We start from the raw sequence: 25,106 nt of genomic DNA, 5'->3' as shown, positions 1-25,106 counted from the left end.
CACAGGGCGCGAATTCGGCCTTGGATTCAAGAATCGCGCCGTGTGCGCAGTCTCAATCGTCGGGCAACGGAGCACCGCCGGGCGGCGGCATCAATCCCCAGGTCTGAAAGGCCATTGCCAACATCGCGTAGGTGCCGACGACGAAGATGAGTTCCATCGCCTGGTGGGTACCGAGTTCGTCGGTGAGGCGTTGCCACGTCGGAGGATCGGCACGGCCGCGGGCCAGTAACTCGTCGGTGGCCTCGAGCACCAGCCGGTCGGCCCCGGTGAATTCGTCGTTGCCGTGGGCCAGGCGAGCGATGTCTTCGGGCGGCATCCCACCTTCGGTGGCGACCTTGGTGTGCTCGGCCCAGAAGAATTCGGACCGGCGGGTGTACGCGACGCGCAGGATCGCCAGTTCGCGCAGCCGCAAGGGCAATTCGCCGCGTTGCAACAACCAGCCGTTGAAGGTCAGGAAGCGGCGGGCCATCTTCGGGTGGCGAGCGAGCAGGCCGATGATGTCGAAGTTGAGGGGATCGGTGGCATGCCCCGAACCGGCGCGGGGCACTTTCTCGCCGGGCAGGCCCAGTAGCGCCCCGAAAGCGGCGTACTCGTCGTCTCCCCATTCCTCGGCCGTCAATGGTGCGAGGAGGGGCTGGGTGCTGTGGGTCATGTCCGGCGTCCTCCGTTGACGGGTATGACCTGACCGGTGATGTAGTCGGATTCGTCCTGGCACAGGAAGATGGCGGCGTTGGCGATGTCCTCGGGCCGGCCCGCTCGGCGCACCGGGGTGATCTTGGCGAAGTGCTCCAGTGAGGCGGTGAAACGTCCTTCCTCGATGGCCTTCTTCAGCATGGGAGTCACCACCATGCCGGGCGGAATCGTATTGACCGTGATGCCTTTTGGTCCCAGTTCGAGCGCGAGGCTCTTGGTGAACCCGATGACCCCCGCCTTGGAACTGACGTAGGCGGCCATGCGCGACTGCCCGCCCTGAGCGCTCGACGACGAAATGTTGACGATGCGGCCCCAGTGCGCGTCGATCATGTCGGGGAGCACCACCTGTGTGCAGATGAACGGGCCGCGCAGGTTGACCGCCATGACACGGTCCCACTGCTCGTCGGTGATCTCGGCGAACTTGCCGAACTGCTCGATGCCGGCGTTGTTGATCAGGATCAGTACCGGGCCCAGGTCCGCCCGCACCTGTGCGACGGCAGCCTCCACCGCACTGCGGTCGGACACATCGACGACGTAGCCGGCGACCTTCGCGCCGTCGGCGCGCAACCGGTCGACCTGCGTTTCGATTTGCTCCGCGGCGATGTCGAAGATCGCGACCTTGGTGCCCCGCGCCGCGAGTGCCTCGCTGATGGCCAGCCCCAGGCCTGCGGCACCGCCCGTCACGATCGCGGTGGTGTTTTCAAACGGCATTGTCGCGGCTCACTGCGCACCCTCGGCGCCGTCGAAGCTCGGCACCGACCCGGTGTTGGGCAGCTCCATCTGCAGGTAGACGGCGATGCGCCGAATCTTGTTGTCGGCGTTGAACTCATACAGCGACACGCTGTTGACCGCGCTGCTGAAATCGCCGATGCGGCTGTGCTCCTCGAGTTCGAGGAACACCACGTCCGGCGTCTCGGTGAGACGCTGAAAGATGCAATCCCATTCCGATGACTTGGCCCAGTTGGTCAAAAAGTCCGCGTACTGCGCCCAGTCCATCACCTCCTTGAACGGGCCCACCCGGACGAAGTTGTCGACGTCGATCAATTCGGCGAGCGGTGCCCAGTCCGCCGCGGTGAACCCGGGATCCTTGGCGGCATCAACCAGGCGCTTGGTGATCTGGCTGTACTCCAGCACGGCGCGCGATCGGCCCGTCGCCGTCGCAAGCACCTCGTCCACGCTGGTCATTCCGTCACCTCGGATTCGGCCAGGCGGCGTTCCAACGCCTCGAGGTATTCACCGGTGCCGTGGAACGGGCCGTGCACACCGATCGCGACGTCGAGGAACGCGTTGTACTCGTCATTGACGTGCGTTTCCCACCGGGTGATCTCACACTCGTCGTCGGTCTCCAAGAAGCTGTAGGAGTAGAAGCCCATCTTGGTGCCGTCAGTGGTGTGGCCCTCCCACCGGGTCTTCATCACCAGGCCGTTCTCGGATGGCCAGTAGTTGAACGACGCCGGCTTCCAGTCGGGGAAGCTCAACGAGTACACGGTGGCCTCCAACGTCGAGGCCCGCGCCGTGTCGGAGGGGAACTCGCTGAGCTTGAAAACCTGGTCACCGGTGAAGTACGGCGACACGTACACGCCGTCCTCGGCGAACTTCCAGGCGTCGGCGAAGGCCTCGCCGTCTTGCACGCCTTGGCGCAGGTAAGCGTCGCGGTAGGCCTCGGCCATCCGGACGTGGCGCGCGATGCGCTCCTCGAGAGTCATTGCTTCCTTTCGGATTCGGGCGTTGATCGCGGTCAGGATGTGGCTGTCGTCATGTACCGGTCGACGACGGTGTGGAAGTGTCCGATCACGACTTCCTCTTTCACCAAGGACATGTGGTCGAGTCGGTTGTTGCGCAAGCCCTTCTGCTGACGCGGCATCTGGACGTAGTCCTGGTGCAGCGCCTCGAAGTACTTGTAGCTGCCGGGTTCGTCGACCTCGATGAGCTCGGCGCGGAACGCGTCTCGGTGCTCGGCAGGCAAGAACATGTGGCTGCTGACGTGCCAGATGCAGCGGTTGGGGTCACCGTCGGGATGCGGCACCGCCATGATGATGTGGCATTCGCCGGCCCGGACCGTCATGAAGAAGTTCGGGAACAGCACCCAGCCCTGGTTGTCGCTCATCTGGGCGTCGGTGAGCCCGCTGACGTCGAGGCCCATGCCGGTGAGGGTGTCGCGGGTGGCCTGCTGAAGCAGTCCCCGCGCGGTCACGCCTTCGGGGAATTCCACCTCACCGTCCGCCCCCTGATAGGGAGCGACGAGTTCCTGGAACCGCGGGATCACCGCCGCGGTGCCGGGGAACGTCTCGGGCAGCGCCATGATGCCGTCAACCTGCTTTTGCGCCCCGGCGCCCCGCACCTCGAACGGAGCCACCGCGACGCTGTGGTTCTCGAAGAATTGGTAGCGGGTCGTTGCCGGATCGATGTTGAGGACCGCGAGCAACTGGGGGTGGATTCCGTTGATGTGGTAGCCCTCCTCGAAGGCGTCCATGACGACCTTCCAGTTGCAGTCGATGGCCTCGCGAACGTCCATCACGGTGGTCATCTGGTCGAGGTGGTAGGGCTCGAGGAGTTCGATCACCTCGTCGCCCAGATAGTCCCGCAGTGGTGCGGCATTCGGGTCCGGGTTGATGAAGATGAAACCGCCAAACGTGTCGACCGACACCTCCAGCAGCGAGTTGTCGCTCTTGTCGACTTGGCCGGCGAGGTCCTCCCGCAAGACACCGCGCAGTTTGCCCTCCAGGTCATAGGACCAGAGATGGTATTGGCACAGGAATCCGCGTTTGGCGTTACCAGTGTTGGTGTTGCACAGGATGTTTCCGCGGTGGCGGCACGCGTTGACAAAGCCTCGCAGTTTCTCGTCCTTGCCGCGGACGATGATGTAGGACTGGTCGAGGAGTTGGTAACGCTTCCAGTCCCCGGCCTTCGGCAGCTCATCGACGCGCCCGGCGACCTGCCACACCCGCATCCAGATGCGATCGCGCTCGACTGCGGCGTACTCCCGGGAGGTGTAGCGATCCGTCGAAATGTTCATGTTGAACGTGCCGGGCGTGATGTCGTCCAGGCCAAGGCCCTTCCCCGAATTCGGGTCAAGCCATTCTCCGGGGCGAAGCACCTGTGTCATGTCATTCCTCCTGGTCACCGGATGCTCATTGGGCTGTGAGCGCACGTAGGCGCGATCGAACGCTGTGACGACAGTCACCATATACATTTGTGTATGGGATATACAACAATGTATGAAAGTGGCTTGAGTCACACCCGACCGCGTGCGGCCAAAAGGGAGGAACCGGCAATGAAGTGCGCACTCGACCTGCGCGCGGCGAGCTCCGCGGATCTGATCAGCATCGCGGGTGGCTGGCTGTGCGATCGTGTGATGGCCGGTTGGACGGTCACGGTGTGGGTATCGAAGCTCGACGACGCTCGCTCCTCGGCGATTCTCGGCGTGACGGCGCGCGAACTGGTCGGCAGACCCGAGGGGGTGGATGCGCTGGTCGTGCGGGCCGTCGCTGCGCAAGACACCGCTCGTGACGGGTCCGACTGCGTGCGCCATCACGTCAGCGCGGCGGCGCGCACTTTCAAGTCTCGGGCGTTGCTTGCCGCCGGTCTACCACCAAACACCGCCGATCTCGAGATGTTCCTGCTGGGTACATCATCAAAGATGATGGCGCTACGGGAATTCGTGCACACCTCGGCGCTCACGGTGGCGCCGTGACGGTCGGTGGTGGCGCGGCGTTGTGGGAGGATCGGCGGATGCCGGAGCGGTGGACCAGAGAGCGACGTCTCGAACACACCCGTAACCTGCTGCTCGACGCGGCCGAGGAAGTGTTCGCGCGCAAGGGTCTGACCGGAGCGGCCCTGGAGGACATCGCGGAAGTGGCCGGCTACACCCGCGGGGCGATCTATTCGCACTTCGGCGCCAAGGAAGAGTTGTTCCTGGCCGTCGTCGATCGCCAGCGGCAGCGCTTCCTCGACGGCTTCAACGAGACCATCCAGTCCTTCGGGCGCCTGGACGAGCTCAGCGTCGACGAACTCGCCGAGCGATGGCGCGAAGTCGGCAACGACCCGAATCGGGCCGCGCTCAACTACGAACTCACGCTCTATCTGTTACGCAATCCGCAGGCGCGCGAGCGACTCGATTCTCAACGGCACGAGACCATCCGGTCGCTCGGCGAATTCATCGGCAAGAACGTCGCACGATTGGGCGCAACACTGACGATGCCGGCCGACACGTTGGCCCAATTGATCCTCGCGGTCAACGACGGCGTCACCCTCGGTAGCCATCTCGACGGGTCCGACCTGTACCGACCCTATCTGCAACTGATCGTCTCGAGCCTCGTGCCGGCGGGCGACTGAGTCAGGTCACGCTGCCGGGCCGGTTGAGGAACCAGACGTTGTCCTCGCGCAGTCCTCGGCTGCGCCACCCGTCCCGGGTGCGCACGAGATCGTGGAAATAGTAACCGCCGCAAGAGCTTTGCTCAGCCATGCCCGGCAGCTGCATCGGGTTGTAGAACATCGCCCTCACCGTGGCCGTGTCACCGGTCTCATCGAATTCGGCTTCGATATTGGTGATGTAGTGCATGGTCCACGGGATCGCGGTGAATGTCCGGCTGAACAGGTCGGTGATCTCGTCACGGGAACCGGCGGGGATACCCGCCGACGAGTAGTCGATCACCGCCTCGTCGGTGAACACCGAGCGGTACAGCTCCCAGTCCTTGGTGTCGACCGCGCGAGCGTAGCGGTGCAGCAGCGCCGTGATGTCGAGTTCGTCGCGGAGTCGCTGGACGTCCATCAGTCGGGCATGCCGATGGTCTTGGCCTCGAGGTACTCCTTGTATCCCTCTTCGCCGTTGCGGTAGCCCAGGCCGCTCTGCTTGGTGCCACCGAACGGGCTGTTGATGCCGAAGTGGCTCTTGCCGTTGATCGTGACGTTGCCCGTGCGCATGCGGCAGGCCACGCCGAATGCGCGATCCACGTCGGCACTACTGACCTCACCGGACAGCCCGTAGATCGAGTTGTTCGCGATGGCGATCGCCTCGTCGTCGGTGTCGTACGGGGTGACGGTCAGGACCGGGCCGAAGATTTCCTCCTGGGCCACCTGGGAATTGGGGTCGACGTCGGCCAGCAAGGTCGGCTGCGTGTAGTAGCCGGTCGGCAAATTCTCCGGGATACCACCGCCGGTGACCAACCGCGCACCCGAGTCGATGCCGCTCTTGATCAAGCCCAGCACCTTCTCGCGCTGAGTCTCGCTGATCTGCGGGCCCTGCATGTTGCCGGGCGTCCACGGGTCGCCGACCGGGAAGCCCTCCATCGTCGTCTTGAGGATCTGGATACCCTCGTCGTAGCGGCTGCGCGGCAACAGGATCCGGCTCGGCAGGATGCAGCTCTGGCCGGACATCACGCACGCCATCATCGCCGCCAACGGCAGCGCGGCGTTGAAATCGGCGTCGTCGAGCACGATGTGGGCGGACTTGCCACCCAACTCGAGCAGCGTCTTTTTCACCGTCGGCGCACCGGCGGCCAGGATCGCCCGTCCGGTGGCCGTCGATCCGGTGAACGTGATCATGTCGACGCGTGGATCGGCCGACAACGCCGCCCCGACCTCGTTGGCGTTGGACACCACCACGTTGAACACCCCGGCCGGGATGTCGGTCTCCTCGGCGACGATGCGGCCGTACTCGCTGCCCGACCACGGGGTCAGCTGGGCGGGCTTGAGGACGACGGTGTTACCGGCCATCAGCGCGGGCACGGTCTCGGCGATGTTCAGATAGAGCGGCACGTTCCATGGCGTGATCGCGCCCACCACGCCGACGGGTTCGTAGTGGATCTTGCGCCGCGCGGGACCGAGCGGAGTCTCGTGCACACCGTTGTCGACGAGGTAGGTGAAGTTCTTGCCGTGCTCGGTCCAGTGCTTGACCTCCTCGATCGGGCTTTCGATCTGGCTGGCGGTCACCGAGACCGGACACCCGACCTCGGTGATGAGGATCCGCCGAAGCCGCTCCTTGTTGCGCTCGAGCGCCTCGTGCAGCTGGGTCAGACAGTGGTAGCGGAACTCGAGATCGCGTGACCAGTCGCTCTCGTCGAACGCTCGCCGTGCCGCGCCGACAGCGCGTGCCATGTCCTCGACGGTCCCGTCGGTGGCCTGGCCCGCGACCTCCTCGCTGGCCGGGTGTACGACGTCGAATTTCGCGCCGCTGCTGGTGAACTGCAGTTCGCCAGCGATCAACATCCGCTCTTCGCCGGCCAGCACGCCGGTCTCAGTCTGCACCTCGGTCATGCCAGACAGCTTTACAGATTCTTTTGGAAGTGTCAGCTTTTCCCCGAAGTCCCGGCGCTCAGCCCTGTGGCTTGATCCCGACGGCGTGCCGCAGCTGCGCAAGGAACTGATCATCGTCGTCGCTGCGGACGATGTAGTGCGAGACCGCGACCCGAATCGCGGTGGCCGCCTTGACGGCTTTGTTGGGACCGCTCAGCAGCCGCTCCAGCCGCGCCCGCATCAACGGAATGATCTTCGACAGCTGCGGAATGACCACTTCGGGTTCGATGTCGACCAACCGCACCCCGGAGTAGGAGCGCTGGTAGTCGACGATGAACTGCAGCGCGGCGTCGAGTCTTTCGGTGCCGCGCAGCCCGGCCGTGGCCTTGCTGACGCCGTTGTCGAACAGGTCGCGCTCGTAGGCCCCGAACGCGTCGAGCAGTTCGGACTTGGAGGCGAACCAGCGGTACAGCGTCGGCCGCGACACGCCGGCCTGCAACGCCACCTCCGAGAGGCTCAGCTTCGTCTGACCACTGCGGCCCAGCACTTCTGCGGTGGCGGCCAGTATGCGGTGCCGCGTCGAGGTGTCCTCGTCCTCGCCGGATGCGTCGGGTAGTGGGTCTCTCACGTGAAAGGCTCTCAATCGTCCGAGTCAGTCGATCGTAGAGCCTCGGTCACAGCGACTGCGCCAAAAGCGCGACGGTGTCGAGATCTTCCAGCGCGGCCACCCCGCGGCGCAAGCCCTCCAACGCGATGTCTTCGGCCTGCATACCGCCCATGCCCGCGGTGATCAGCGCCGCGACGTAGGCGTAGAGGGCGCCCTGCCGGTAGCGGTGCCACAACTCGTCGCGATCGAGCTGCGGTCCGCCGTGAGCGGCCAGCGCCTGCCGGTAGACGTCGAGCAGGTCGCGTTGCTCGGCGCGGCGATCGGCCGGGGTCATGCTGGTGACCAGGGTGTAGGCGAGTTCGCGCCCGGGGTGGCCACGCCGCACGGCCTGCCAGTCCAGCAGCCCCGCCTGGCCGTTGCGGAAGTAGACGTTGCCGGGATGGGCGTCGCCGTGCATGACGGTGTGCGGCGGCCGGTCGATCAGCCGGGCCACCGCGCGGTAGTTGGCGTCGATGAACCGGCCGCGGTCGACGGGAATGTCGGTGCGCTCGGCGATCCGGCGCGACGACGTCTTGAGCAGCGGGCCGGTGAGCAGCGCGGCGCTGTCGCCCGAGGCGGTGTACGCCCACGCCGGAACCCGCCCCCAGAACGTTGCGTGCAGCTGGGCCAGCAGTTCGACGATGAGCCCGGCCTGATCGCGGGGCAACGGATGCAGCGTGTCAGGGAACTGGCACTCGTCGGCGGGCAGGTCCTCGAGCACGAGCACGAAGCGCCCGGTCAACGTGTCGAACGCGGAACCGTACGAGCGGGGAACACCGCGTAGCCGCGTGGAAAGCTCACGGTAGAAGCGGGTTTCGGTGTCGGCGAGCCTGCCCAGCTCACCCATCAGGCGGGTCGCGGCCGTTTCGGCCGACATCTTGACGAACACCGAAGCCGGGACGTTGTCTCCGGTCAGCGCGAGCCGCGCCCTTGACGACGTGCCCGCGTCACCGCCGAGCACCGACACCGAGGTGACCCTGCGGCCCATGATTCGGGTCAGCGCCGCCGCGTCGAGATCGCCGACCGTGCGCGGAATCGACCGGATCCGGCCGACGACGGCGTCGGTGGCGATACGTTGAACACCGCGCCCCAGATGCGACGCCAAGCCGACGATCGGCGCAACCCGACTCACCTCGCCAGTTTACAAATTTCCCCGAGTTTGTAAACTCAGTTGGAAAGGATGGGCATGGCCGGACCGTTGCAGGGTATCCGGGTCGTCGAACTGGGGGTCTGGGTGGCCGGGCCCGCGGCGGGCGGGATCCTGGCCGACTGGGGCGCCGACGTCGTCAAGATCGAACCCCCGACCGGCGATCCGGCGCGCGCGTTCGGGCGGATGCTGGGCATCGACGACGATGCGGCGAACCCGCCGTTCGAGATGGACAACCGCGGCAAGCGCAGCGTCGTGCTCGACGTGACCACCGAGCAGGGCCGCACCACCGCGCTCGAGTTGCTCTGCGATGCCGACGTTTTCATCACCAACGTCCGTCCAGGCGCGCTGCGCCGGATGGGCCTGGACTTCGCGGCGGTGGCCACGAGCAACCGGCGGCTGGTGTACGGGCTGATCACCGGCTACGGCGAGACGGGTCCCGACGCCGACCGCGCGGCCTACGACGTCGCCGCGTTCTGGGCCCGCGCGGGGCTGGCACACCTGCTGACCCGCCCCGGCCAGACCCCGCCTTTTCAACGCGGCGGGATGGGCGACCACTCGGCGGGGATGACGTTGGCCGCGGCGGTATGCGCGGCGTTGGTGGCGCGGGCCCGCACCGGTGAGGGTCAACTGGTGAGCACCTCCCTGTACCGGCAGGGCGCGTACACGGTCAGCTTCGACCTCAACACATTTCTGCTGAGCGGGCACGCCATCGCGATCGGGCAACGCGAAACGATGGGCAACCCGTGCATGAACAACTACGCCGCCGGCGACGGGCGCCGATTCTGGATCGTCGGCCTGGAGGCGAACCGGCACTGGCCGCCGCTGTGCCGGGCGGTCGGCCGCCCCGAGTGGTTGACCGATCCGCGGTTCGCCACGGCCTGGTCGCGCGCCTCGCACTCCGCCGAGCTCATCGCCGAACTCGACGAGATCTTCGCCACCCGGACCCTCGACGAATGGGCCGACGTCTTTGCCGCCGAGCCCGAGTTGTTCTGGGCGCCGATCAATTCGGTCGAGGACGTGGTGGCCGATGATCAGTTCCACGCCGCGGGCGGCATTGTCTATGTACCTGAAGGCGACTCGACGGTCCCGATGGTCGCCTCGCCCGCCGACTTCTCCGGCACCCCGTGGGCGCCGCGGTCCGTTGCGCCGAGGCTCGGCGAGCACACCGCGGACGTGCTCGCCGAACTTCGGCAGCGGCGCGGCTGACGTCCTTTACAAATTTCGCTACTAGTGTCACGCTGACGCCCAGCGTCGAAGGAGGTTCGGACGGGTTCATGGCGATCAATGACATCGGGCCACTGCTCGGAGCGGACGAAGGGTTGAACCACCAGATCGTCGATACGTTCGCGACGCTGTCCCAGACGGACATGGCCTGGACCGAGAAGATCTGGGCCTCCATCGCGCGCACCGACGGGTCGCTACAAGTGGACTTCGGCCTCGGCAAGTACCAGAACCGGGGCATCATCGACGGTTTCGGCGGCGTGTCGCGGGGCCGGGAGCAGTGGACGGTCCGCGGCAGCCGCGAGTTGTCCTCTGCGCCGGAGCATCTCGGCGTCGGCCCGGTGCGCATGGAGATCATCGAACCGCTCGAGCAGATCCGCTTCGTCCTCGAACCCAACGACGTGCAACCGATCTCGTACGACATCGTGCTCTCCGGGGTGACCCCGCCGTTCTTCGAGGAGCGCAACCTGGTCCGCAACCGCCGGACCGGACGGATCGACGTCGACGTCGTCCGCTACCACCAGGGGGGCTGGGCGTCCGGGACGGTGACGGTCGACGGCCAGACCCACGAGGTCCGCCCCGACGAATGGTTCGGGTTCCGCGACCACTCCTGGGGAGTGCGGCAGGCGATCGGCGAGCCGCTGTCCGATCTGATCCCGTCGCCGAAGCCACCGGCCGGCACCCGCGGCGGGATGAAATGGTCCCCGGCCTTCTTCCGCCGTCCGGACGACACCTATTACGAGACGGCCATATTCGTCGTCGAGGGCGCGTGGGGGTACAGCTCGGCCTATGTCAACGACGCCGACGGCAGCCAAGCGCCGGTGCGCCGCGTCCAACCCCGCGTCGACTACGACACCCGCACCCGCTTCGTCGAAGGCGGTGAGCTCGTGCTGACGATGGAGTCGGGCGAGGAACGGGTGATCGTGTTCGAGGCGCTCGGCGAGTCCGGATTCTTCCTGAAGACCGCCGGTTACGGGGCCTGGGACGGCCACAAGCACGGGTCCTGGAAGGGCGCGTTGCACGTCGACGGCGAACACATCGCCGACTGCTGGAACGACGAGAACCTGCCGAGGCTGGGCCAGTTCAGGGACACCCCGATCCGCGTCCGCGAGGGCGACGCTGTCGGGTACGGGATCATGGAGAGCCTGATCGGCGGGGTGTGGCCGGAGCTGGGGCTGACCGAAGAGTCCGATCACAAGGTGTCATACACATGAGCGGCGACGTCGCCGGCCGGTTGACCGCGTGGCTTCACCAACGGCTGCCCGACGCCGACGATGTCCGCATCGACGGTCTTGACCGGGTCGAGTTCGGCCACTCCGCGGAGATGATGGTGTTCACCGTGGCGCTCTCGCGAGACGGCGCCGACCAACAACGCGACGTCGTGTTGCGGATGCGTCCACGGCCGCCCGCGTTGCTCGAACCCTACGACCTCAAACGCCAATTCGACATTCTGCGCGCGCTGGACGGCACCGCGATCCGCGCGCCCAGAGCGCTGTGGCTGGAGAACACCGGCGATGTGCTCGGGCGTCCGTTCCTGATCATGGAACGCGTCGGCGGGCAGGTGTACGAGATGCAGGCGCCGCAGGCGCCCGACGAACACATCCGGCAGATGTGCCGGAGCATGGCCGACCAACTCGCGGCGATCCATACCGTCGATGTGCGGGTGGCAGGACTGGAGTTTCTCGGCGACGGTCGCGACCATCTCGATCGGGAACTGACGCACTGGGCTTCGGAGATGCGCCGTGTCCAACGGGGACCGCTGCCGGCGCTCGAGCGTCTGGTTCGGGAGCTGGTGCGCACCAAACCCGCGCAGTCCCAGACGATCACACTTGTGCACGGCGACGCCAAACCGGGTAACTTCGCCTTCGTCGAGGCCGATGTCAGCGCGGTGTTCGACTGGGAGATGACGACGGTCGGCGATCCGCTCACCGACATCGGCTGGCTGGAACTGATGTGGATGCAGCCGGTGGGCATCACCAGCCACCCGGCGGCGCCCGGGTTCGACGAGTTCCTGTCGCAGTATGAGGCCGCCGGCGGGATCCCCGCGCAGAACCGGCCGTGGTACCGGGCGCTGAACGCCTACAAGATGGCGGTCATCTGTTTGATCGGGTCCATGCTCTTTGACGCGGGCCACTCCGATGACCCGCGGTTCCTGTTGAACGCCAGCGGCATTCCCCTGTTGACGAAGCTGGGTCTTTCCGACCTCGGCATCGAGGAATCGCTTGACGACGGACCCGTCATGCCGCGCGACGATCGCGTCAACCAGGTCCGCTCGCCAGGTTAGACGTCGGTCACCCCAGCCGTTCTTCGAGCAGGCCAACCGCGTCGAGATCTTCGATCGCCTGCGTCGTGCTCACCATCGCGGCGCGTGATACGTCGATCGGTTGCCACCGCGAGCCCATCGCCGCCGTCGACGCGGCAGCGATCCAGGAGTACACCGAGAACAACCGGTACTGCTCATGGGCGGTGTGCTCGTCGAGCGTCGTGCCCTCGTCGGCCAGGGCGCCCCGGTATCGCGCCAGCAACGCCGCTTCCTCGGCGCGACGCATGTCGATCGGCAGCGAATTGCACAGGAAGTACGCGACATCCCGCATGCCGGGGCCGCGGCCGGCGACGGCCCAGTCGAAGAAGCCGCAGCGGCCGCGGTCGACGAACAGGTTGCCGCTGTGGGTGTCGCCGTGGATCAGCGTGCGCTCGCCTTCGTTGAACAGCGCGACGACCTCCAGCGACCGCTCGGCGTACAGGTCGCCGAGCCTGCGGAACGCCGCGGGCATCTCGTCGGCGAACTGCTCGACCGCCGACACGATGAATTGCGCACGGCGCGCAGCTATTTCGGTATCCTCGGGCTTCCTGCGCATACCCGATGGCGTACGTAACCACCCCAGATCCTGACCCGCGTACGTCGCGTGCAGGACGGCGAGTTCCGCCACCAGCGACTCCGCCACCGACAGGATGCCGTCGTCGGAGGGGCTGGGGAAGTGGCATCCGGACGCCTCCAGATCCTCGAGCACCATCACGAAAGAACCGTCCGCGCTGTCGTGATCGGCGTGCCACACGCGCGGGGCCCGCACCGGCAACTCGTTGCCGACCGTGGCGTAGAGCCGGGCCTCGGCAACGCCGAGGCCGATCTGGCGCAGAAACTTGCGCTGTTCCTCGACGAACGGCTGCAGCTTGACGAAGACCGTCTCGGGCACATCGGCGGGGGAGCGCAGCGCGACGCGGGCGCGGCCGGTCGTGCCGGAGTGGGCGTCGATCACCTCGACCTTGTCGATTGGAGCGCTCAGAACCTTGGTGAACCATTCGGGCGTCAGCTCGTCGACGCCGGCCGGGATGCTCACCGGTTCACCTCCGGCGCGTGATGCCTGACCCGCGCCGCGTGCCGAAGCTGGTCGAGAAAGTCGGCGTCGTCGTCGCTGCGGACCAGATAGTGCGACACCGCGACCCGGACGGCGGTCGCCACGGCCAGCCCGGGATCGGGTCCGGGGGCCAGCCGCTCGAGCCGGTGTCGCATCAGCGGGATCACCCGAGACAACCGCTTGATGACGCGCTCCGGCTCGACGTCGATCATCCGCAGGCCCGGATAGGAGTGCTGGTAGTCCACGATCACCCGCAACGCGGCGTCGAGCCGCTCGGCCTTCGGGAGGTCGGACGTCGCATCGGCCACCGCACGTTCGTAGAACTGGCGCTCCCACACCACGAACGCGTCGAGCAGCTCCCGCTTGGAGGCGAACCATCGATACAGCGTGGGCCGTGACACGCCGGCCTGCTGGGCCACCTCGGACAGACTGAGCTTGGTCATGCCGTGGCGGCCCAAGACCTCGGCCGTGGCGACCAGCAGTCGCTCTCGGGTCGGGATGTCAGGTTCGGCGCAGGTGTCCGGCATCGCCTTAGCTTTACAAATTTTCGTTCAAGTGTCACGCTAAATCGGTGACATCAGCCCGTGAGTACTCCGCGGAAGACATCACGTCCGACGAGTTCTGGAGCCAACCGTTCGCGGTGCGTGACGAAACGTTCGCACGATTGCGCGCCAAGGACGGGTTGACGTGGCATCCGCCGTTGCCGTCGATGTTCGAGGTCGAAGAGCCCGGGTTCTGGGCGCTGACGCGGCGCGCCGACATCGTCTACGTCAGCCAGCACCCGGAACTGTTCACCTCCGCCCAAGGCGTGGCGTTGAACCCGATGCCTGCCGAGATTCAGCGCTTCGCCTCGTTCTTCCTGACCATGGACCCGCCGCAGCACACCGTGTACCGGCGGTTGATCAGCTCGGCGTTCACACCGCGCAACGTGCGCCTGATCGAAGAGCAGATCCACAAGAACGCGGTCACCATCGTCGAGAACCTCATCGGCGCGGGCGAGATCGACTTCGTGTCAGCGTGTTCGGCGAAGCTGCCGATGCTGACCATCATGGACATGCTCGGGGTGCCGACCGCCGATCAGCCCGCGGTGGCCTACGCCGCCGAGAAGCTGTTCGGCATCAGCGACGACGAGTACGTCTCCGATGACGAGCGCGTCGGCGATCCCGTCGCGCAGATCGCGCTGCTGTCCAACACCGGGGTGGAGCTGGCGAAGTTCCGTCGCACCCACCCCGGCGACGACCTGATGACCAGCATCGTCAACGCCGAGGTCGACGGGCACCGGCTGACCGACGAGGAGATCGGCGCGTTCCTCATCCTGCTCGCCTCCGCGGGCAACGACACCACCAAGCAGGCGACCACGCACGCGATGATGGCGCTCGTCGCGCATCCCGAACAGCGGGACTGGCTGATGGCCGACTTCGACGGTCGAATCGGCACCGCCATCGAGGAATTCGTGCGCTGGTCGTCACCGGTGTTGCAGTTCGCCCGGTTCGCCACCGAGGACACCGAGATCAACGGCCACCCGGTCACGGCGGGGGACAAGGTCGGCCTGTTCTACTGCTCGGCCAACCGAGACGAGGCGGTGTTCGACAATCCCGGCGCGTTCGACCTCTCCCGTTCGCCCAACCCGCATGTGGGCTTCGGCGGCGGCGGTCCGCACTTCTGCCTGGGCAACCAGCTGGCCAAAACTGAGTTGCGACACCTGTTCCACGAATTGTTGACCCGGCTCACCAGTATCGAGTTCGGTGAGCCCGACCTGCTGTACAGCAGTTTCGTGCACGGCGTCAAACGGCTGCCTGCCGTCGTCCGCTAGGGGAGTGAGCGTGCGCGTCGAAGTCGATCTCGACAAGTGCACCGGGCACGGGATCTGCGAATCGATCGCCGAGGACGTCTTCGAGGTGACCGATGCGGGCAGCGTGATCATCCACGGCAACGAGCGGCCCGAATCGGATCGCGACCGGATGCAACAGGCCGTCATGCAGTGTCCGGTGGGGGCGCTTCGCCTGGTCGATTGATCGCCCAATTCTCAGCCGGCGTAGGCCAACCCGATATCGTTTCCTCGATGAGACCGATTCGACGGGCGGTGATGCTGACCATCGCCGCCCTGATGGCGGCCACGGCGGCCGGCTGCGCCGGGGGATGGCCCGCCGCCGACGACCCGTCGTCGCCGGTCGAGAGCGCGACCGTCACCACGGTGGAACCGCCCGATGCCGCGTTGGCGAGCAGCCCGGTGATCGCGCAGGCGCAGCGCAGTGTCGCCAAGATTCACGGCATTGCGCCGTCGTGCCAGAAGATGCTGGACGGCAGCGGTGTCGTCTTCGCGCCGAACCGGGTCATGTCGAGTGCCCACGGTGTCGCGGGCGCGACCGACATCACCGTGTCGGTCGACGGCGGCGATTATTCCGCCACGGTCGTGTTCTACGACCCCGACGCCGACATCGCGATCCTCGATGTGCCCGGCCTGCAGGCCCCGGCGCTGTCCTTCGCCGAGGGGATGGCGCCCTCCGGCACCGACGCGCTGATCCTGGGATACCCCGGCGGCGGGCCGTTTGTCGCCACCCCGGCACGCATCCGCGAGGTCATCGAGCTCAGTGGACCCGACATCTACCGCACCAAGACCGTGCACCGCGAGGTGTACGTGGTGCGCGGCGGCGTGCGGCAGGGCGGATCCGGCGGCCCCCTCATCGACCTGGACGGCCGGATTCTCGGCGTCGCGTTCGGCGCGGGCGTCGAGGATCCCGATTCCAGCTTCGTGCTCACCGCCAAACAGCTCTTCGGCATGGCGGTCAGCGCCAACGGTTCCGAGCCCGTATCCACCGGCGAGTGCGTCAGCTGAGCCGCGCCGACAGGCCTCAGCGGCCGGGCATGGGCCGCACCAACACCGACTGTTGAATGCCCCCGACCGCGCCGGTTTCGTCGAACAGCGTGCCGATCGTCGTCGCGATGCCGTCGGGTCCGTAGTTGGTGTCCGAGCGGATGCCGATCCATTCGCCGTCGGGCACCCGGTGGATGTGCACGACGAGATCGGTGTTCATGAACGTCCACTCTCGCGGGTTGAGCTTGGTGCCGATGCCGTTGGCGTCGTCGGCGACGGCGAACAACCGCTCGAGCTGGGTCATAATCTCGCCGTTGACCAGGTCGACCTCGGGTTTGATCCAGGATTCGCCCGGCCCGTCGCTCAACGGCTTGGTCAGCCAACGCCAGTCCAGGCTGTGCACGTAGTTGCGGTCCCAGTCCTTTTTCATGTCACGGGCGAGCGCCTCGCCGAGCGGGGGCAGCGGCGGAGCCGACGCGTGCAGCAGGGTCGGCGTGTCGACCGTCTTCAGCCGCCACCCGCTGGCCTTGGCGACGGGCCGCGGCTGGCCGTCGGGCCCCGGTGCGAGCATCTCGGCGCTGACCAACTCGATCTGCCTGCCCGGGCGGTCGATCCGGGCCCGCACCCACAGGTCGCCCTCGGCGGGTACGCCGCCGAGCAGGTCGATCATCACCCGGCTCAACCGGGTGTCCGGTCGTGCCTCACAACGCTCCAAAGCCCGCACCAGCAACGCGGATACCGGTGCGCCGTGCTGGATGTCGGCCGACCAGGTGCTGCGCACCAGATCGGTGGCGGCGAACTTCTCACCGATCGGGTCGGCGGCGTCGATCAGTTCGTAGTACGCGTCGCTCATGGCAGGCCGGCTCCTGGAATCTCGACGGTCGTCGTATCGACGCGGGACAACTTCGTGCCGACCAACCGCTTCGGATAGGCGTCGGCGGCGGACACGAGGAACAGGGTGCGGCGTTCGGGCCCGCCCAGCGTGCAGGCGATCGCCGCCCGGTCGCCGATGTCGATGCGGTCGGTCACCGTGCCGCCCTCGGTGATTCGCTCGAACTGGTGGGCCAGGGTCATCGCCACCCAGACGCCTCCTTCGGCGTCCAGGCAGATCCCGTCGGGCGGTCCGTCCAGGGCGTCGGCGAACACCCGCCGGTCGGTCAGGGCGCCGTCGCGGGCGAGGGTGAACGCGGTCAGCCGTCGGCCGATCGACTCGGCGACGATCAGCGTGCCGTCCGGTGTGATCACCATCCCGTTGGGGAACGCGAGATCCTCCGCGACGACGGCCGAGGACCCGTCCGGGTCGATCCGCACGATCACGCCACCTTCGAACGCCTGGGCTCCGACGTAGGCGCGGCCGGCGGCGTCGATCACCATGTCGCCCAGATCCGCCGGTGCGGTCGCGGACAGATCGGCGACGGTCGTCACGACGTCACCGTCGTAGCGCAGCAGTTGCCGGCGCTCGGTCGAGACGATCAGCAGCGAGCCGTCGGGGCAGAACCCCAGCCCCGACGGGGCGTGCCCGGGTAGCGGCAGCGTGGTCATCGCGCCCTGCAGGGTGACGGTGTGCACCGCCTCGCCGAGCATGTCGGAGAACCACAGCAGCCCTTCGAACCACCGGGGGCCCTCGCCGAAGCAGAACCCGTCAGCCAGCGGACTCAGCGCCGTGGCGCCTTTACAAATCACGCCATAAGTGTCACGCTCGCAGGGTGTCACTGTCAAATGGGTACAGGTCATGAAGCGGTACTACGGTCACACTCTTCTCTATCTCCACGAGACGATCGACCTCGGCTCCGGTCGAAGCGATCGCTTCACCGAGGTCTTCAGCGACGTCTACCACCCGATGATGGCCGAGCTGGGCGCGCGGCTGTTCGCGATCTGGGAGACCACCCCCTACAACGGGCACTGGCCCCAGGTGACGATCATCTGGGAGATCGACCAGTTCGCCGACTACGCCCGCATTGGCAGGGCGCAGGCCCGCGGCGGCAGCCACGAAGCGGCCGCGGCGAAATGGTCGTCGTTCCTGTCGGAGATCGGTGCCCGCGGTGAGGGCCGGATCATGTACGCGGGCCGCAGCAACAGGACGCTGGCGCAACTTCAGGAGGCCAACTTCACCGCGGGTCTGGTGATTCAGGAGATCATGCAGACCAAGCCCGGCCGCCAGGACGACTACATCCGCGAGCTCGAACGCCTCTACGTGCCCTGGTCGGAACGCACCGGAAAGCGCTGGCTTGGCTCGTTCATCACGACCTTCCGGTTCAACGAGGTCATCCACTACTGGGCGCTCGAGGGTGACTGGGACTGCTTCGCCAACCATTACCCGTCCTGGAAAGACAGCCCGCCCGCCGAGATCGTCACCTGGATGAGCGTCGCACCCGCGCTGCGCGACGGCTGGGAGGACTCCATTCTGTCGGCCCTACCCCCTTCACCACTGCAATGACGATGACTGTGCGGCAAGACTTTTCCTACGATCCGTTCGATCCGGCCGTGATGGCCGACCCGCTGCCCTACTACCGGGTGCTGCGCGAGAAGTATCCGGTGTACTACGTCGACAAGTGGGACACCTACGCGGTGTCGCGGTTCTCCGACATCTGGCGGGTGCTGGAGGTCAACGACGGCACCTTCGTCGCGTCGGAGGGGACGCTGCCCGCCGCGGCCGTGTTGGCTCAACACAACGACGGCCCGGTGCCCGATCCGCCGCTGCATCCGATGCCGTTTCACGCCAACTTCGACACCCCGATCTACGACGGCGTGCGACGCTGCACCGCGGGCCAGTTCCGGCCGAAGCTCGTCGCGAACCTCGCCGACCGGATTCGTGCCCTCGCCAACGAGCGCCTCGACGAGCTGCTGCCACGCGGTTCCTTCGACCTCACCCAGGAGTACGGCGGCATCGTCGCCGCGTCGATGGTCTGCGAACTGCTCAGAATGCCAACCGAACTCGCACCGGAGGTGCTGGCCACCGTCAACGCGGGCAGCCTCGCCGAGCCCGGCAGCGGCGTGGAGGTGGGCAACGCCCGCCCCGGTTACCTGGAGTACCTCATCCCGCTCGTGCAACGCAGCCGCGCCGAACGGGGAAACAACCCGATCGCCGACAACCTCGTCGACTACCTGCTGCCCGACGGGTCGGCGCTGAACGACGTCGAAGCCGCAACCCAGATGCTCGGCGTCTTCATCGGCGGCACCGAGACCGTGCCGAAGATCGTCGCGCACGGACTGTGGGAACTCGGCCGACATCCCGACCAGTTGGCGGCCGTGCGGGCCGACCCGGCCGCCAACGTGCCCGTCGCGCGCGAAGAGATGATCCGCTATTGCGCACCCGCGCAATGGTTCGCCCGCACCGTGCGCAAACCGTTCACCATCGCGGGCACCACGATCAACCCGGGCCAGCGGATCATCACCCTGCTCGCGTCGGCCAACCGCGACGAACGGGAGTATCCCGACCCCGACGAGTTCATCTGGAACCGGCCGATCGAACGGCTGCTGGCATTCGGCCGCGGCCAGCACTTCTGCCTCGGCGTGCATCTCGCGCGCCTCGAGATCGCGATCCTGGTCACGGAGTTTCTGCGACGGGTGCCCGACTGGCACATCATCGCCGAAGCCGCCTCGCGGCCGCCGTCGAGCTTCCAATGGGGTTGGAACAGCGTGCCGGTGCGGGTGGAGGTCTGACGTGTGGTCATACCGATTGGTGGCGCCGTATACCTTTGAGCGACAGGACATCGCCGAGATCTCCCCGGAGTCGCTCGGTGACCGTCAGGTGCTGCTGAGGTTCCGGGCGGCGGGGGTGTGCGGCAGCGATCTACCGCCGTTTCGCGGCGTGCGCGGCAAGATCCCCGGCGACGCGGGGCAGCGCGCCGCCGAGATGGCCGGCTTCCCGGTCCACGAGGTCGTCGGCGAGGTGGTGGCCAGCCGGCATCGCAGCCACGGCATCGGCGATCCCGTCGTGGGCTGGGCATCGGGCTTCGACGGCCTGATGCAGCATGTGGTGGCCGACGGCGACGGGTTGGCCCCGTACGACCCGGCGCTGAGCCCCCAGCACGCGGTGGCCCTGCAACCACTGGCCTGTGTGCTCTACGCGGTCGAGCAGATCGGAGCGCTGCGGGGCCGTCACGTCGCGGTCATCGGCCAAGGGTCCATCGGTCTGCTGTTCTCCTATGTGGCAAAGGCTTTCGGAGCACGCCGGGTGACCGGCATCGACCCCGTCGACCGGGACGGCATCGGCCAGCAGTTCGGTGTCGACACCATCGTGCGCGCCACCAGTGACCGGTGGGTCAGCCACCTCACGCCCGGCGACCGGCCCGACGTCGTGATCGAGGCCGTCGGCCACCAGGTCGCCACGCTCGGCCACGCGATCGAGGCGGCCGCACCGGGCGGCACCGTGTTCTACTTCGGGGTGCCTGACGACGACAGCTATCCGATCAGCATGCGCACCATGCTGCGCAACAACTTGACCCTGAAGTCGGGGGTGACCCTGGACCGGCGTCGAATGCTCAGCGCCGCAGACGAGTTCGCCCGACAGCATCCCCACCTGCTGCCGGCCTACGTCACCCACACGTTCGGTGTCGACGAGGTTCAGGAGGCCTTCGAGCTGGCGTGCCGTCCCGCGCCCGAGCGCATCAAGATAGCGATCGTCGAGTGACGTCCAGCAGGCTGCAGCAGGCATTGGCCGCCAAGGAACAGGTGTGGGGCGGCTGGGTGGTGGGCCCGACCATCATCGGCCCCGAGGAGTTCGCCCAGGCCGGCTACGACTACGTCGGATTCGACGTCCAGCACGGGTATCTCGACGACGCCGACGTCGCCCTGTTGTTGCGCAGGCTCGAGCACGTGCCGATCGGCACGGCCGTGCGGCTGCCGTCGGCGGATCCCGCACCGATCGGCCGGGTGCTCGACGCCGGCGCCGACGCCGTGATCGTCGCGATGATCGAGTCGGCCGAGCAGGCCGCGGCGGCCGTCGCCGCCACCCGGTACGCACCCGCTGGGGTGCGCAGCTATGGTCCGCTGCGCGCCGGCCTCGGACGGGAACCCGCCGCGCACGAGGCACGGGTGACCGTGCTCGCCATGATCGAGACCGCGCGGGGGCTCTCGGCGCTCGACGAGATCTGCGCCGTTGCGGGTCTTTCCGGAATCTACGTGGGCCCCGCGGACCTGGCGCTCTCCCTCGGCCACGGCCCCGCGGAGGCGTGGACCGCGCCCGCGGTGCGCGACGCCATCACCCGGATCCACGCCACCGCCGCGGCCGCCGGGCTCATCACCGGCATCCACGCCGGCGCGTCCGCATCGGCGAAAGACATGGCGCAGATTGGGTTCCGGATGCTCACGCTGGCTTCGGAGTCGCAGGCGCTGCGCCGTGGCGCCGCCGACTACCTCCGGGAGGCGCGATGACGACGGCCGACCGGGTCGCGTTGGTCACCGGCGCCGCGCGCGGCCAGGGCGCGGCGATCGTGTCGCGGCTGCGCGCCGACGGGTTCCTCGTCGCCGCCTGCGACGTGCTCGACGTCGAGGCACAGGACGACGGCGTTCTCGCACTCACGCTGGACGTGACGTCCGAACAGCAGTGGCGGAGGGCCGTCGACGCGACCGTCGCCCGGTTCGGCCGGCTGACCACGCTGGTGAACAACGCCGGGGTGCTGCACCGGGCCGCATTGGCCGACGAGACCGCCAAGGGCTTCGAAAACAGTTGGCGGGTCAACTGCCTGGGCCCGTTCTTGGGCATCCAGGCCGCGCTCGCGCAACTACGGGCAGCCGAGGGGGCGGCGATCGTGAACACCTGCAGCACCGGCGCGATACGCGCGTTCCCGAACCACGCGGCCTACGGCTCCTCCAAATGGGCGTTGCGCGGGCTCACCCAGATCGCCGCCGCCGAACTGGCCCGCGACGACATCCGGGTGAACGCGGTGTTTCCCGGGCCGATCGCGACACCGATGCTCGACGGCGCGACCCAGAGCAGGCTGAGCGCGTCGTTCGGGCGGCTGGGCCGGCCCGTCGAAGTGGCCGACGCGGTCGTGTTCTTGGTCTCCGACCGCGCGTCGTTCATCACGGGAAGCGAGCTCGTCGTGGACGGAGGACAATGTCTGCGCATCGGATGAACCCCTCGATCGGCATCATCGGCGCCGGTCCCGGTGGTCTGGCGCTGGGAATCTTTCTGCGCAAGGCGGGCTTTCGGGATTTCACGATCTTCGACCGCGAAGACGGCGTCGGCGGCACCTGGCGGATCAACACCTATCCGGGGCTGGCGTGCGACGTCAAGTCGCACCTGTACTCCTACTCCTTCGACCTGAACGCTGACTGGTCGCGGTTGTGGTCCGAGCAGCCGGAGATCCTCGAGTACTTCGAGAACTGCGCGCGCCGTTACGAGCTCGAACCCAACCTGCGGCTGCACACCGAGATCGTCGCGGCGCACTGGGACACCCAGACCACCAAATGGCGGCTCACCGACGCCGACGGTGCCACGTACGACTTCGACGTCGTGGTGTCGGCGGTGGGGCTGTTCACCCGGCCGCTGCTGCCCGACCTGGTCGAAGAGGAGCCGTTCGCCGGAACGCTGATGCACACCGCCCGGTGGGACCATTCGGTGGACCTCACCGGCGCCCGGGTGGCCGTTTTGGGTACCGGATCCACCGCGTCACAACTGATTCCCGAAGTCGCGAAGGTGGCCAAGAAGGTGTATTCGGTGCAACGCTCGCCGACGTGGGTGCTGCCCAAACCCGACCGGCCCTACTCCGAACGCGAGAAGTGGGTCTTTCGCCACATCCCGTTCGCCAAGAAGATCTACCGCACCAGGTTGTGGCTGCGTAGCGAGGCCAACATCTCCGTCATCGAGCACGGCAGCGACAAGACCCAGGAATTTCGGGACATCGCGCTGCGGACCCTGGAGGCGACGGTGCCCGACGCCGAACTTCGGGCGAAGCTGACCCCCGATCACCCGCTCGGCTGTAAGCGGCTGGTGTTCGCCACCGACTACCTGCAGACGTTGACCCGCCCGCACGTCGAGGTGATCGCCAGCCCCGCGCGGGCGCTGCGCGCGCGAAGCCTGGTCACCGAGGACGGCACCGAACTCGACGTCGACGTGGTGTTGTGCGCGACGGGTTACGCGGCCGCCGATTACCTGGGCCAGATCGAAGTCGTGGGCGAGCACGGAGAGACGCTGCGGCACAGGTGGCGCGACGGGGCGCACGCCTATCTGGGCATGACCGTCCCGGGCTTCCCGAACTTCTTCATGCTCTACGGCCCCAATACCAACGTCGGCTCCAACAGCGTCATCTTCATTCTCGAGGCCCAGGCTCACTATGTGGTCCGCGCGCTCAAGTACATGCGGCGCAAAGGCAAATCGTATGTGGCGGTGCGGCCGTCGACCATGGCCGCGTTCCTCGCCAAGATCGACGATTGGATGCAGGGTACGGTGTGGCTCACCCGGTGCAGCAACTACTTCCGCGCCCCCAACGGGCGGGTGGTGACCCAGTGGCCGCGCAGCGCGCGGGCGTTCTGGGCGATGACGCGCCGCTTCCGGCCCGCCGACTACACATTCGATCCGCCTGCGCACTCCCAAGCCGCGGCCCGCGAGGCGCACACGACGGCTAGACCATGAGCTTCGTCGCGCGTCTGGATCCCGCGCTTCGCCACCTCGCCGAGGCCCGCACCGATCTGTCACCGGACGTGCTCGGCGCGGTGCGGGACTCGTTGAACCAGCGCCGCGCCGAAGCTGCGTGCGGGGTGGGCACCGCGGGCGTACAGATCGAGGACCGCGTGGTGGCTTCGGTTCCGGTGCGGATCTATCGTGGCGCCGCGTCACCGGCTCCCGCGGTGCTGTACTGCCACTCGGGGGCTTTCGTGCTGGGAAACCTCGACACCGACCACCGGCAGTGCGTGGAGTTCGCCAGGCTTGGCCGCTGCACGGTGATCTCCGTCGACTACCGGTTGGCGCCCGAGCACCCCTATCCTGCCGCGCTCCACGACGTGACGGCCGTGCTCGACGGCATGGCGGCCGATGCGGCTGAACTCGGGATCGACCCGGATCGGCTGGCGGTGGCGGGCAGCAGCGCCGGTGGCGCGCTGGCGGCGCGGCTGGCCCAGCGCGCCGCTGCCAAAGCGGCACCGCCCGTGCTGTTTCAGCTGCTGCATCAACCGGTGCTCGACGACCGGCCCACCGCGTCGAAGCAGGAGTTCGACACCACCCCCGGTTTCGACGGGCCGGCCGCGGCGACGATGTGGCGCCACTACCTGGCGGGCCGGCAGGCGACCGATGATGCCGCTCCGGCGCGGGCCACCGAGTTGTCCGCTGCGCCACGGGCATTGGTCACCTGCTCCGAGCTCGACCCGTTGCGCGACGAAGCGATCGCCTACGCCACACGGTTGATGCGCGCGGGGGTGTCGACCGATTTGCACGTCTACGGGGGCACGTGTCACGGATTCGACTCGCTGGTGCCGCAGTGGGAGGTCAGCGAGCAGCTGTTCGCGCTTCAGGGCGCCGCGCTGGGCAGGGCACTGCACGGCGACGCCGACGTCAGGACCCGTTGAGTTCCCTAGCCACCGCGGCGTGGTAGGCATCGATGTGCGCGGGGTTGACCGTCCGGAAGAATCCGTCGGGCAACGGCGCGTGCTTGTAGGCCTCGATCGTCATGGTCCTGGTGAACAACGTGATGTCGGCGCCGGGTTGGGTGAAGTGGTACTGCACCGTGATGCGGCCGTCCATACCGCCGTTGCCGTCCGCGTCGTGGCCGAGGCGGCCGACCGAGTTGAACACCCACATGGTCGGGCGCATGGCGATCGCCAGATGCCAGGTGAAGATGCGGTTCCCGTCGGGCCCGGACTCCGTCCACGTGTCACCGACCTTCAGCGGCAGCGCCTCGGGCAGGCCCCCGATGTGCGCGCTGCCCGGATAGGTCTTCGTCCAGTTGGCCGGGTTGGTGACGAAGTCATAGATCGTCTCGGGCCGGTGAGCGAACGCGGTTTCCGACGTCGTGGTGACGATTCCCAAGGTGGCGCCCTTCTGTGCTGCTG

29 protein-coding genes are annotated in these 25,106 nt (G+C 67.3%); 15 read left to right on the top strand and 14 right to left on the bottom strand.

What is annotated here, in order from left to right:
• Positions 1-52: 52 nt before the first annotated feature.
• From G6N28_RS01560 to G6N28_RS01540, 5 genes are read right to left on the bottom strand one after another with little or no spacing between them, the layout of a single operon-like run.
• The gene (locus G6N28_RS01560) at positions 53-652 is read right to left on the bottom strand and encodes a carboxymuconolactone decarboxylase family protein (protein WP_163896726.1); all 600 of its coding nucleotides are present in this window, start codon (positions 650-652) and stop codon (positions 53-55) included.
• Positions 649-1,404 carry an SDR family NAD(P)-dependent oxidoreductase gene (locus G6N28_RS01555; protein ID WP_163896725.1) on the bottom strand — a complete coding sequence of 252 codons (756 nt, stop codon included), beginning with the start codon at positions 1,402-1,404 and terminating at the stop codon, positions 649-651. Before G6N28_RS01555 ends, G6N28_RS01560 begins: the two co-directional genes overlap by 4 nt.
• Positions 1,405-1,413: 9 nt before the next feature.
• Positions 1,414-1,878 (bottom strand): hypothetical protein, encoded by a 465-nt coding sequence (locus G6N28_RS01550; RefSeq protein ID WP_163896724.1) that lies wholly within the window; start codon positions 1,876-1,878, stop codon positions 1,414-1,416.
• Complete coding sequence (locus tag G6N28_RS01545; RefSeq protein ID WP_163896723.1) at positions 1,875-2,399, bottom strand: hypothetical protein; 525 nt, start codon at positions 2,397-2,399, stop codon at positions 1,875-1,877. The genes G6N28_RS01550 and G6N28_RS01545 overlap by 4 nt, the downstream gene beginning before the upstream one ends.
• Positions 2,400-2,431: 32 nt before the next feature.
• Positions 2,432-3,799 (bottom strand): aromatic ring-hydroxylating oxygenase subunit alpha, encoded by a 1,368-nt coding sequence (locus G6N28_RS01540; RefSeq protein ID WP_163896722.1) that lies wholly within the window; start codon positions 3,797-3,799, stop codon positions 2,432-2,434.
• Positions 3,800-3,967: 168 nt separating this feature from the next.
• Between G6N28_RS01540 and G6N28_RS01535 the strand changes: the two genes are divergently transcribed.
• Positions 3,968-4,387 (top strand): hypothetical protein, encoded by a 420-nt coding sequence (locus G6N28_RS01535; protein ID WP_163896721.1) that lies wholly within the window; start codon positions 3,968-3,970, stop codon positions 4,385-4,387.
• A 38-nt stretch (positions 4,388-4,425) separates the two neighbouring features.
• Entirely contained in the window at positions 4,426-5,028 is a 603-nt protein-coding gene (locus G6N28_RS01530; protein ID WP_163905716.1) for a TetR/AcrR family transcriptional regulator, read from the top strand.
• Between the two features lies 1 nt (position 5,029).
• On the opposite strand, the gene G6N28_RS01525 is transcribed toward G6N28_RS01530, so the two are convergent.
• Genes G6N28_RS01525 through G6N28_RS01510 form a run of 4 tightly spaced genes read right to left on the bottom strand, consistent with a single transcriptional unit; the run spans position 5,030 to position 8,705 of the window.
• Positions 5,030-5,464 carry a nuclear transport factor 2 family protein gene (locus tag G6N28_RS01525; RefSeq protein WP_163896720.1) on the bottom strand — a complete coding sequence of 145 codons (435 nt, stop codon included), beginning with the start codon at positions 5,462-5,464 and terminating at the stop codon, positions 5,030-5,032.
• Positions 5,464-6,948 carry an aldehyde dehydrogenase family protein gene (locus G6N28_RS01520; protein WP_163896719.1) on the bottom strand — a complete coding sequence of 495 codons (1,485 nt, stop codon included), beginning with the start codon at positions 6,946-6,948 and terminating at the stop codon, positions 5,464-5,466. The genes G6N28_RS01525 and G6N28_RS01520 overlap by 1 nt, the downstream gene beginning before the upstream one ends.
• Before the next feature lie 58 nt (positions 6,949-7,006).
• Complete coding sequence (locus G6N28_RS01515) at positions 7,007-7,555, bottom strand: TetR/AcrR family transcriptional regulator (protein WP_163896718.1); 549 nt, start codon at positions 7,553-7,555, stop codon at positions 7,007-7,009.
• A gap of 46 nt (positions 7,556-7,601) precedes the next feature.
• Positions 7,602-8,705: a phosphotransferase gene (locus G6N28_RS01510; RefSeq protein ID WP_163896717.1), complete on the bottom strand. Its 1,104-nt coding sequence runs from the start codon at positions 8,703-8,705 to the stop codon at positions 7,602-7,604.
• Positions 8,706-8,759: 54 nt separating this feature from the next.
• On the opposite strand from G6N28_RS01510, the gene G6N28_RS01505 reads away from it, so the two are divergent.
• From G6N28_RS01505 to G6N28_RS01495, 3 genes are all read left to right on the top strand, one after another.
• A complete protein-coding gene (locus tag G6N28_RS01505) occupies positions 8,760-9,929 on the top strand; it encodes a CaiB/BaiF CoA transferase family protein (RefSeq protein ID WP_163896716.1) in 1,170 nt (389 codons plus the stop codon).
• Positions 9,930-9,997: 68 nt separating this feature from the next.
• On the top strand, positions 9,998-11,158 hold the full coding sequence (locus G6N28_RS01500; protein WP_163896715.1) for an Rv3169 family protein: 1,161 nt from the start codon (positions 9,998-10,000) through the stop codon (positions 11,156-11,158).
• The gene (locus G6N28_RS01495) at positions 11,155-12,228 is read left to right on the top strand and encodes a phosphotransferase family protein (protein WP_163896714.1); all 1,074 of its coding nucleotides are present in this window, start codon (positions 11,155-11,157) and stop codon (positions 12,226-12,228) included. Before G6N28_RS01500 ends, G6N28_RS01495 begins: the two co-directional genes overlap by 4 nt.
• A 7-nt stretch (positions 12,229-12,235) precedes the next feature.
• Here the strand turns inward: G6N28_RS01495 and G6N28_RS01490 are convergent, their stop codons facing one another.
• Positions 12,236-13,282, bottom strand: coding sequence for a phosphotransferase family protein (locus G6N28_RS01490; protein ID WP_163896713.1), 1,047 nt, complete (start codon positions 13,280-13,282; stop codon positions 12,236-12,238).
• The gene (locus G6N28_RS01485; RefSeq protein WP_163896712.1) at positions 13,279-13,827 is read right to left on the bottom strand and encodes a TetR/AcrR family transcriptional regulator; all 549 of its coding nucleotides are present in this window, start codon (positions 13,825-13,827) and stop codon (positions 13,279-13,281) included. The genes G6N28_RS01490 and G6N28_RS01485 overlap by 4 nt, the downstream gene beginning before the upstream one ends.
• A 44-nt stretch (positions 13,828-13,871) precedes the next feature.
• Here G6N28_RS01485 and G6N28_RS01480 point away from each other — a divergent pair, with 44 nt between their 5' ends.
• Genes G6N28_RS01480 through G6N28_RS01470 form a run of 3 tightly spaced genes read left to right on the top strand, consistent with a single transcriptional unit; the run spans position 13,872 to position 16,136 of the window.
• Positions 13,872-15,113, top strand: coding sequence for a cytochrome P450 (locus G6N28_RS01480; protein ID WP_163896711.1), 1,242 nt, complete (start codon positions 13,872-13,874; stop codon positions 15,111-15,113).
• 10 nt (positions 15,114-15,123) lie between these two features.
• Entirely contained in the window at positions 15,124-15,315 is a 192-nt protein-coding gene (locus tag G6N28_RS01475) for a ferredoxin (protein ID WP_163896710.1), read from the top strand.
• 47 nt (positions 15,316-15,362) lie between these two features.
• Positions 15,363-16,136, top strand: a complete 774-nt coding sequence (locus G6N28_RS01470; protein WP_276001463.1) for a MarP family serine protease — start codon at positions 15,363-15,365, stop codon at positions 16,134-16,136.
• 16 nt (positions 16,137-16,152) lie between these two features.
• Here G6N28_RS01470 and G6N28_RS01465 read toward each other — a convergent pair whose 3' ends face one another.
• Positions 16,153-16,968, bottom strand: coding sequence for a thioesterase family protein (locus G6N28_RS01465; RefSeq protein WP_163896709.1), 816 nt, complete (start codon positions 16,966-16,968; stop codon positions 16,153-16,155).
• Positions 16,965-17,798: an SMP-30/gluconolactonase/LRE family protein gene (locus G6N28_RS01460; RefSeq protein ID WP_235674436.1), complete on the bottom strand. Its 834-nt coding sequence runs from the start codon at positions 17,796-17,798 to the stop codon at positions 16,965-16,967. The genes G6N28_RS01465 and G6N28_RS01460 overlap by 4 nt, the downstream gene beginning before the upstream one ends.
• A gap of 49 nt (positions 17,799-17,847) precedes the next feature.
• Between G6N28_RS01460 and G6N28_RS01455 the strand changes: the two genes are divergently transcribed.
• The 7 genes from G6N28_RS01455 to G6N28_RS01425 are packed head-to-tail and all read left to right on the top strand — an operon-like array spanning position 17,848 to position 24,623.
• On the top strand, positions 17,848-18,552 hold the full coding sequence (locus tag G6N28_RS01455) for an NIPSNAP family protein (protein ID WP_083042517.1): 705 nt from the start codon (positions 17,848-17,850) through the stop codon (positions 18,550-18,552).
• 2 nt (positions 18,553-18,554) lie between these two features.
• Entirely contained in the window at positions 18,555-19,778 is a 1,224-nt protein-coding gene (locus G6N28_RS01450; RefSeq protein ID WP_163896707.1) for a cytochrome P450, read from the top strand.
• A gap of 1 nt (position 19,779) precedes the next feature.
• Complete coding sequence (locus G6N28_RS01445; RefSeq protein WP_163896706.1) at positions 19,780-20,748, top strand: zinc-binding dehydrogenase; 969 nt, start codon at positions 19,780-19,782, stop codon at positions 20,746-20,748.
• Positions 20,745-21,491 (top strand): HpcH/HpaI aldolase family protein, encoded by a 747-nt coding sequence (locus G6N28_RS01440; RefSeq protein ID WP_163896705.1) that lies wholly within the window; start codon positions 20,745-20,747, stop codon positions 21,489-21,491. The genes G6N28_RS01445 and G6N28_RS01440 overlap by 4 nt, the downstream gene beginning before the upstream one ends.
• Positions 21,488-22,195: an SDR family NAD(P)-dependent oxidoreductase gene (locus tag G6N28_RS01435; protein ID WP_163896704.1), complete on the top strand. Its 708-nt coding sequence runs from the start codon at positions 21,488-21,490 to the stop codon at positions 22,193-22,195. The genes G6N28_RS01440 and G6N28_RS01435 overlap by 4 nt, the downstream gene beginning before the upstream one ends.
• Positions 22,177-23,694 carry a flavin-containing monooxygenase gene (locus tag G6N28_RS01430; protein ID WP_163896703.1) on the top strand — a complete coding sequence of 506 codons (1,518 nt, stop codon included), beginning with the start codon at positions 22,177-22,179 and terminating at the stop codon, positions 23,692-23,694. Before G6N28_RS01435 ends, G6N28_RS01430 begins: the two co-directional genes overlap by 19 nt.
• Positions 23,691-24,623, top strand: a complete 933-nt coding sequence (locus tag G6N28_RS01425) for an alpha/beta hydrolase (protein ID WP_163896702.1) — start codon at positions 23,691-23,693, stop codon at positions 24,621-24,623. The genes G6N28_RS01430 and G6N28_RS01425 overlap by 4 nt, the downstream gene beginning before the upstream one ends.
• Here the strand turns inward: G6N28_RS01425 and G6N28_RS01420 are convergent.
• Entirely contained in the window at positions 24,610-25,083 is a 474-nt protein-coding gene (locus G6N28_RS01420) for an SRPBCC family protein (RefSeq protein ID WP_163905712.1), read from the bottom strand. The genes G6N28_RS01425 and G6N28_RS01420 overlap by 14 nt on opposite strands.
• Positions 25,084-25,106: the final 23 nt, after the last annotated feature.

Source organism: Mycolicibacterium pulveris (assembly GCF_010725725.1).
Lineage (GTDB): Bacteria > Actinomycetota > Actinomycetes > Mycobacteriales > Mycobacteriaceae > Mycobacterium > Mycobacterium pulveris.
Note: the sequence above shows the minus strand (reverse complement) of the source record. Positions and strands in the feature narration are given on the sequence as shown.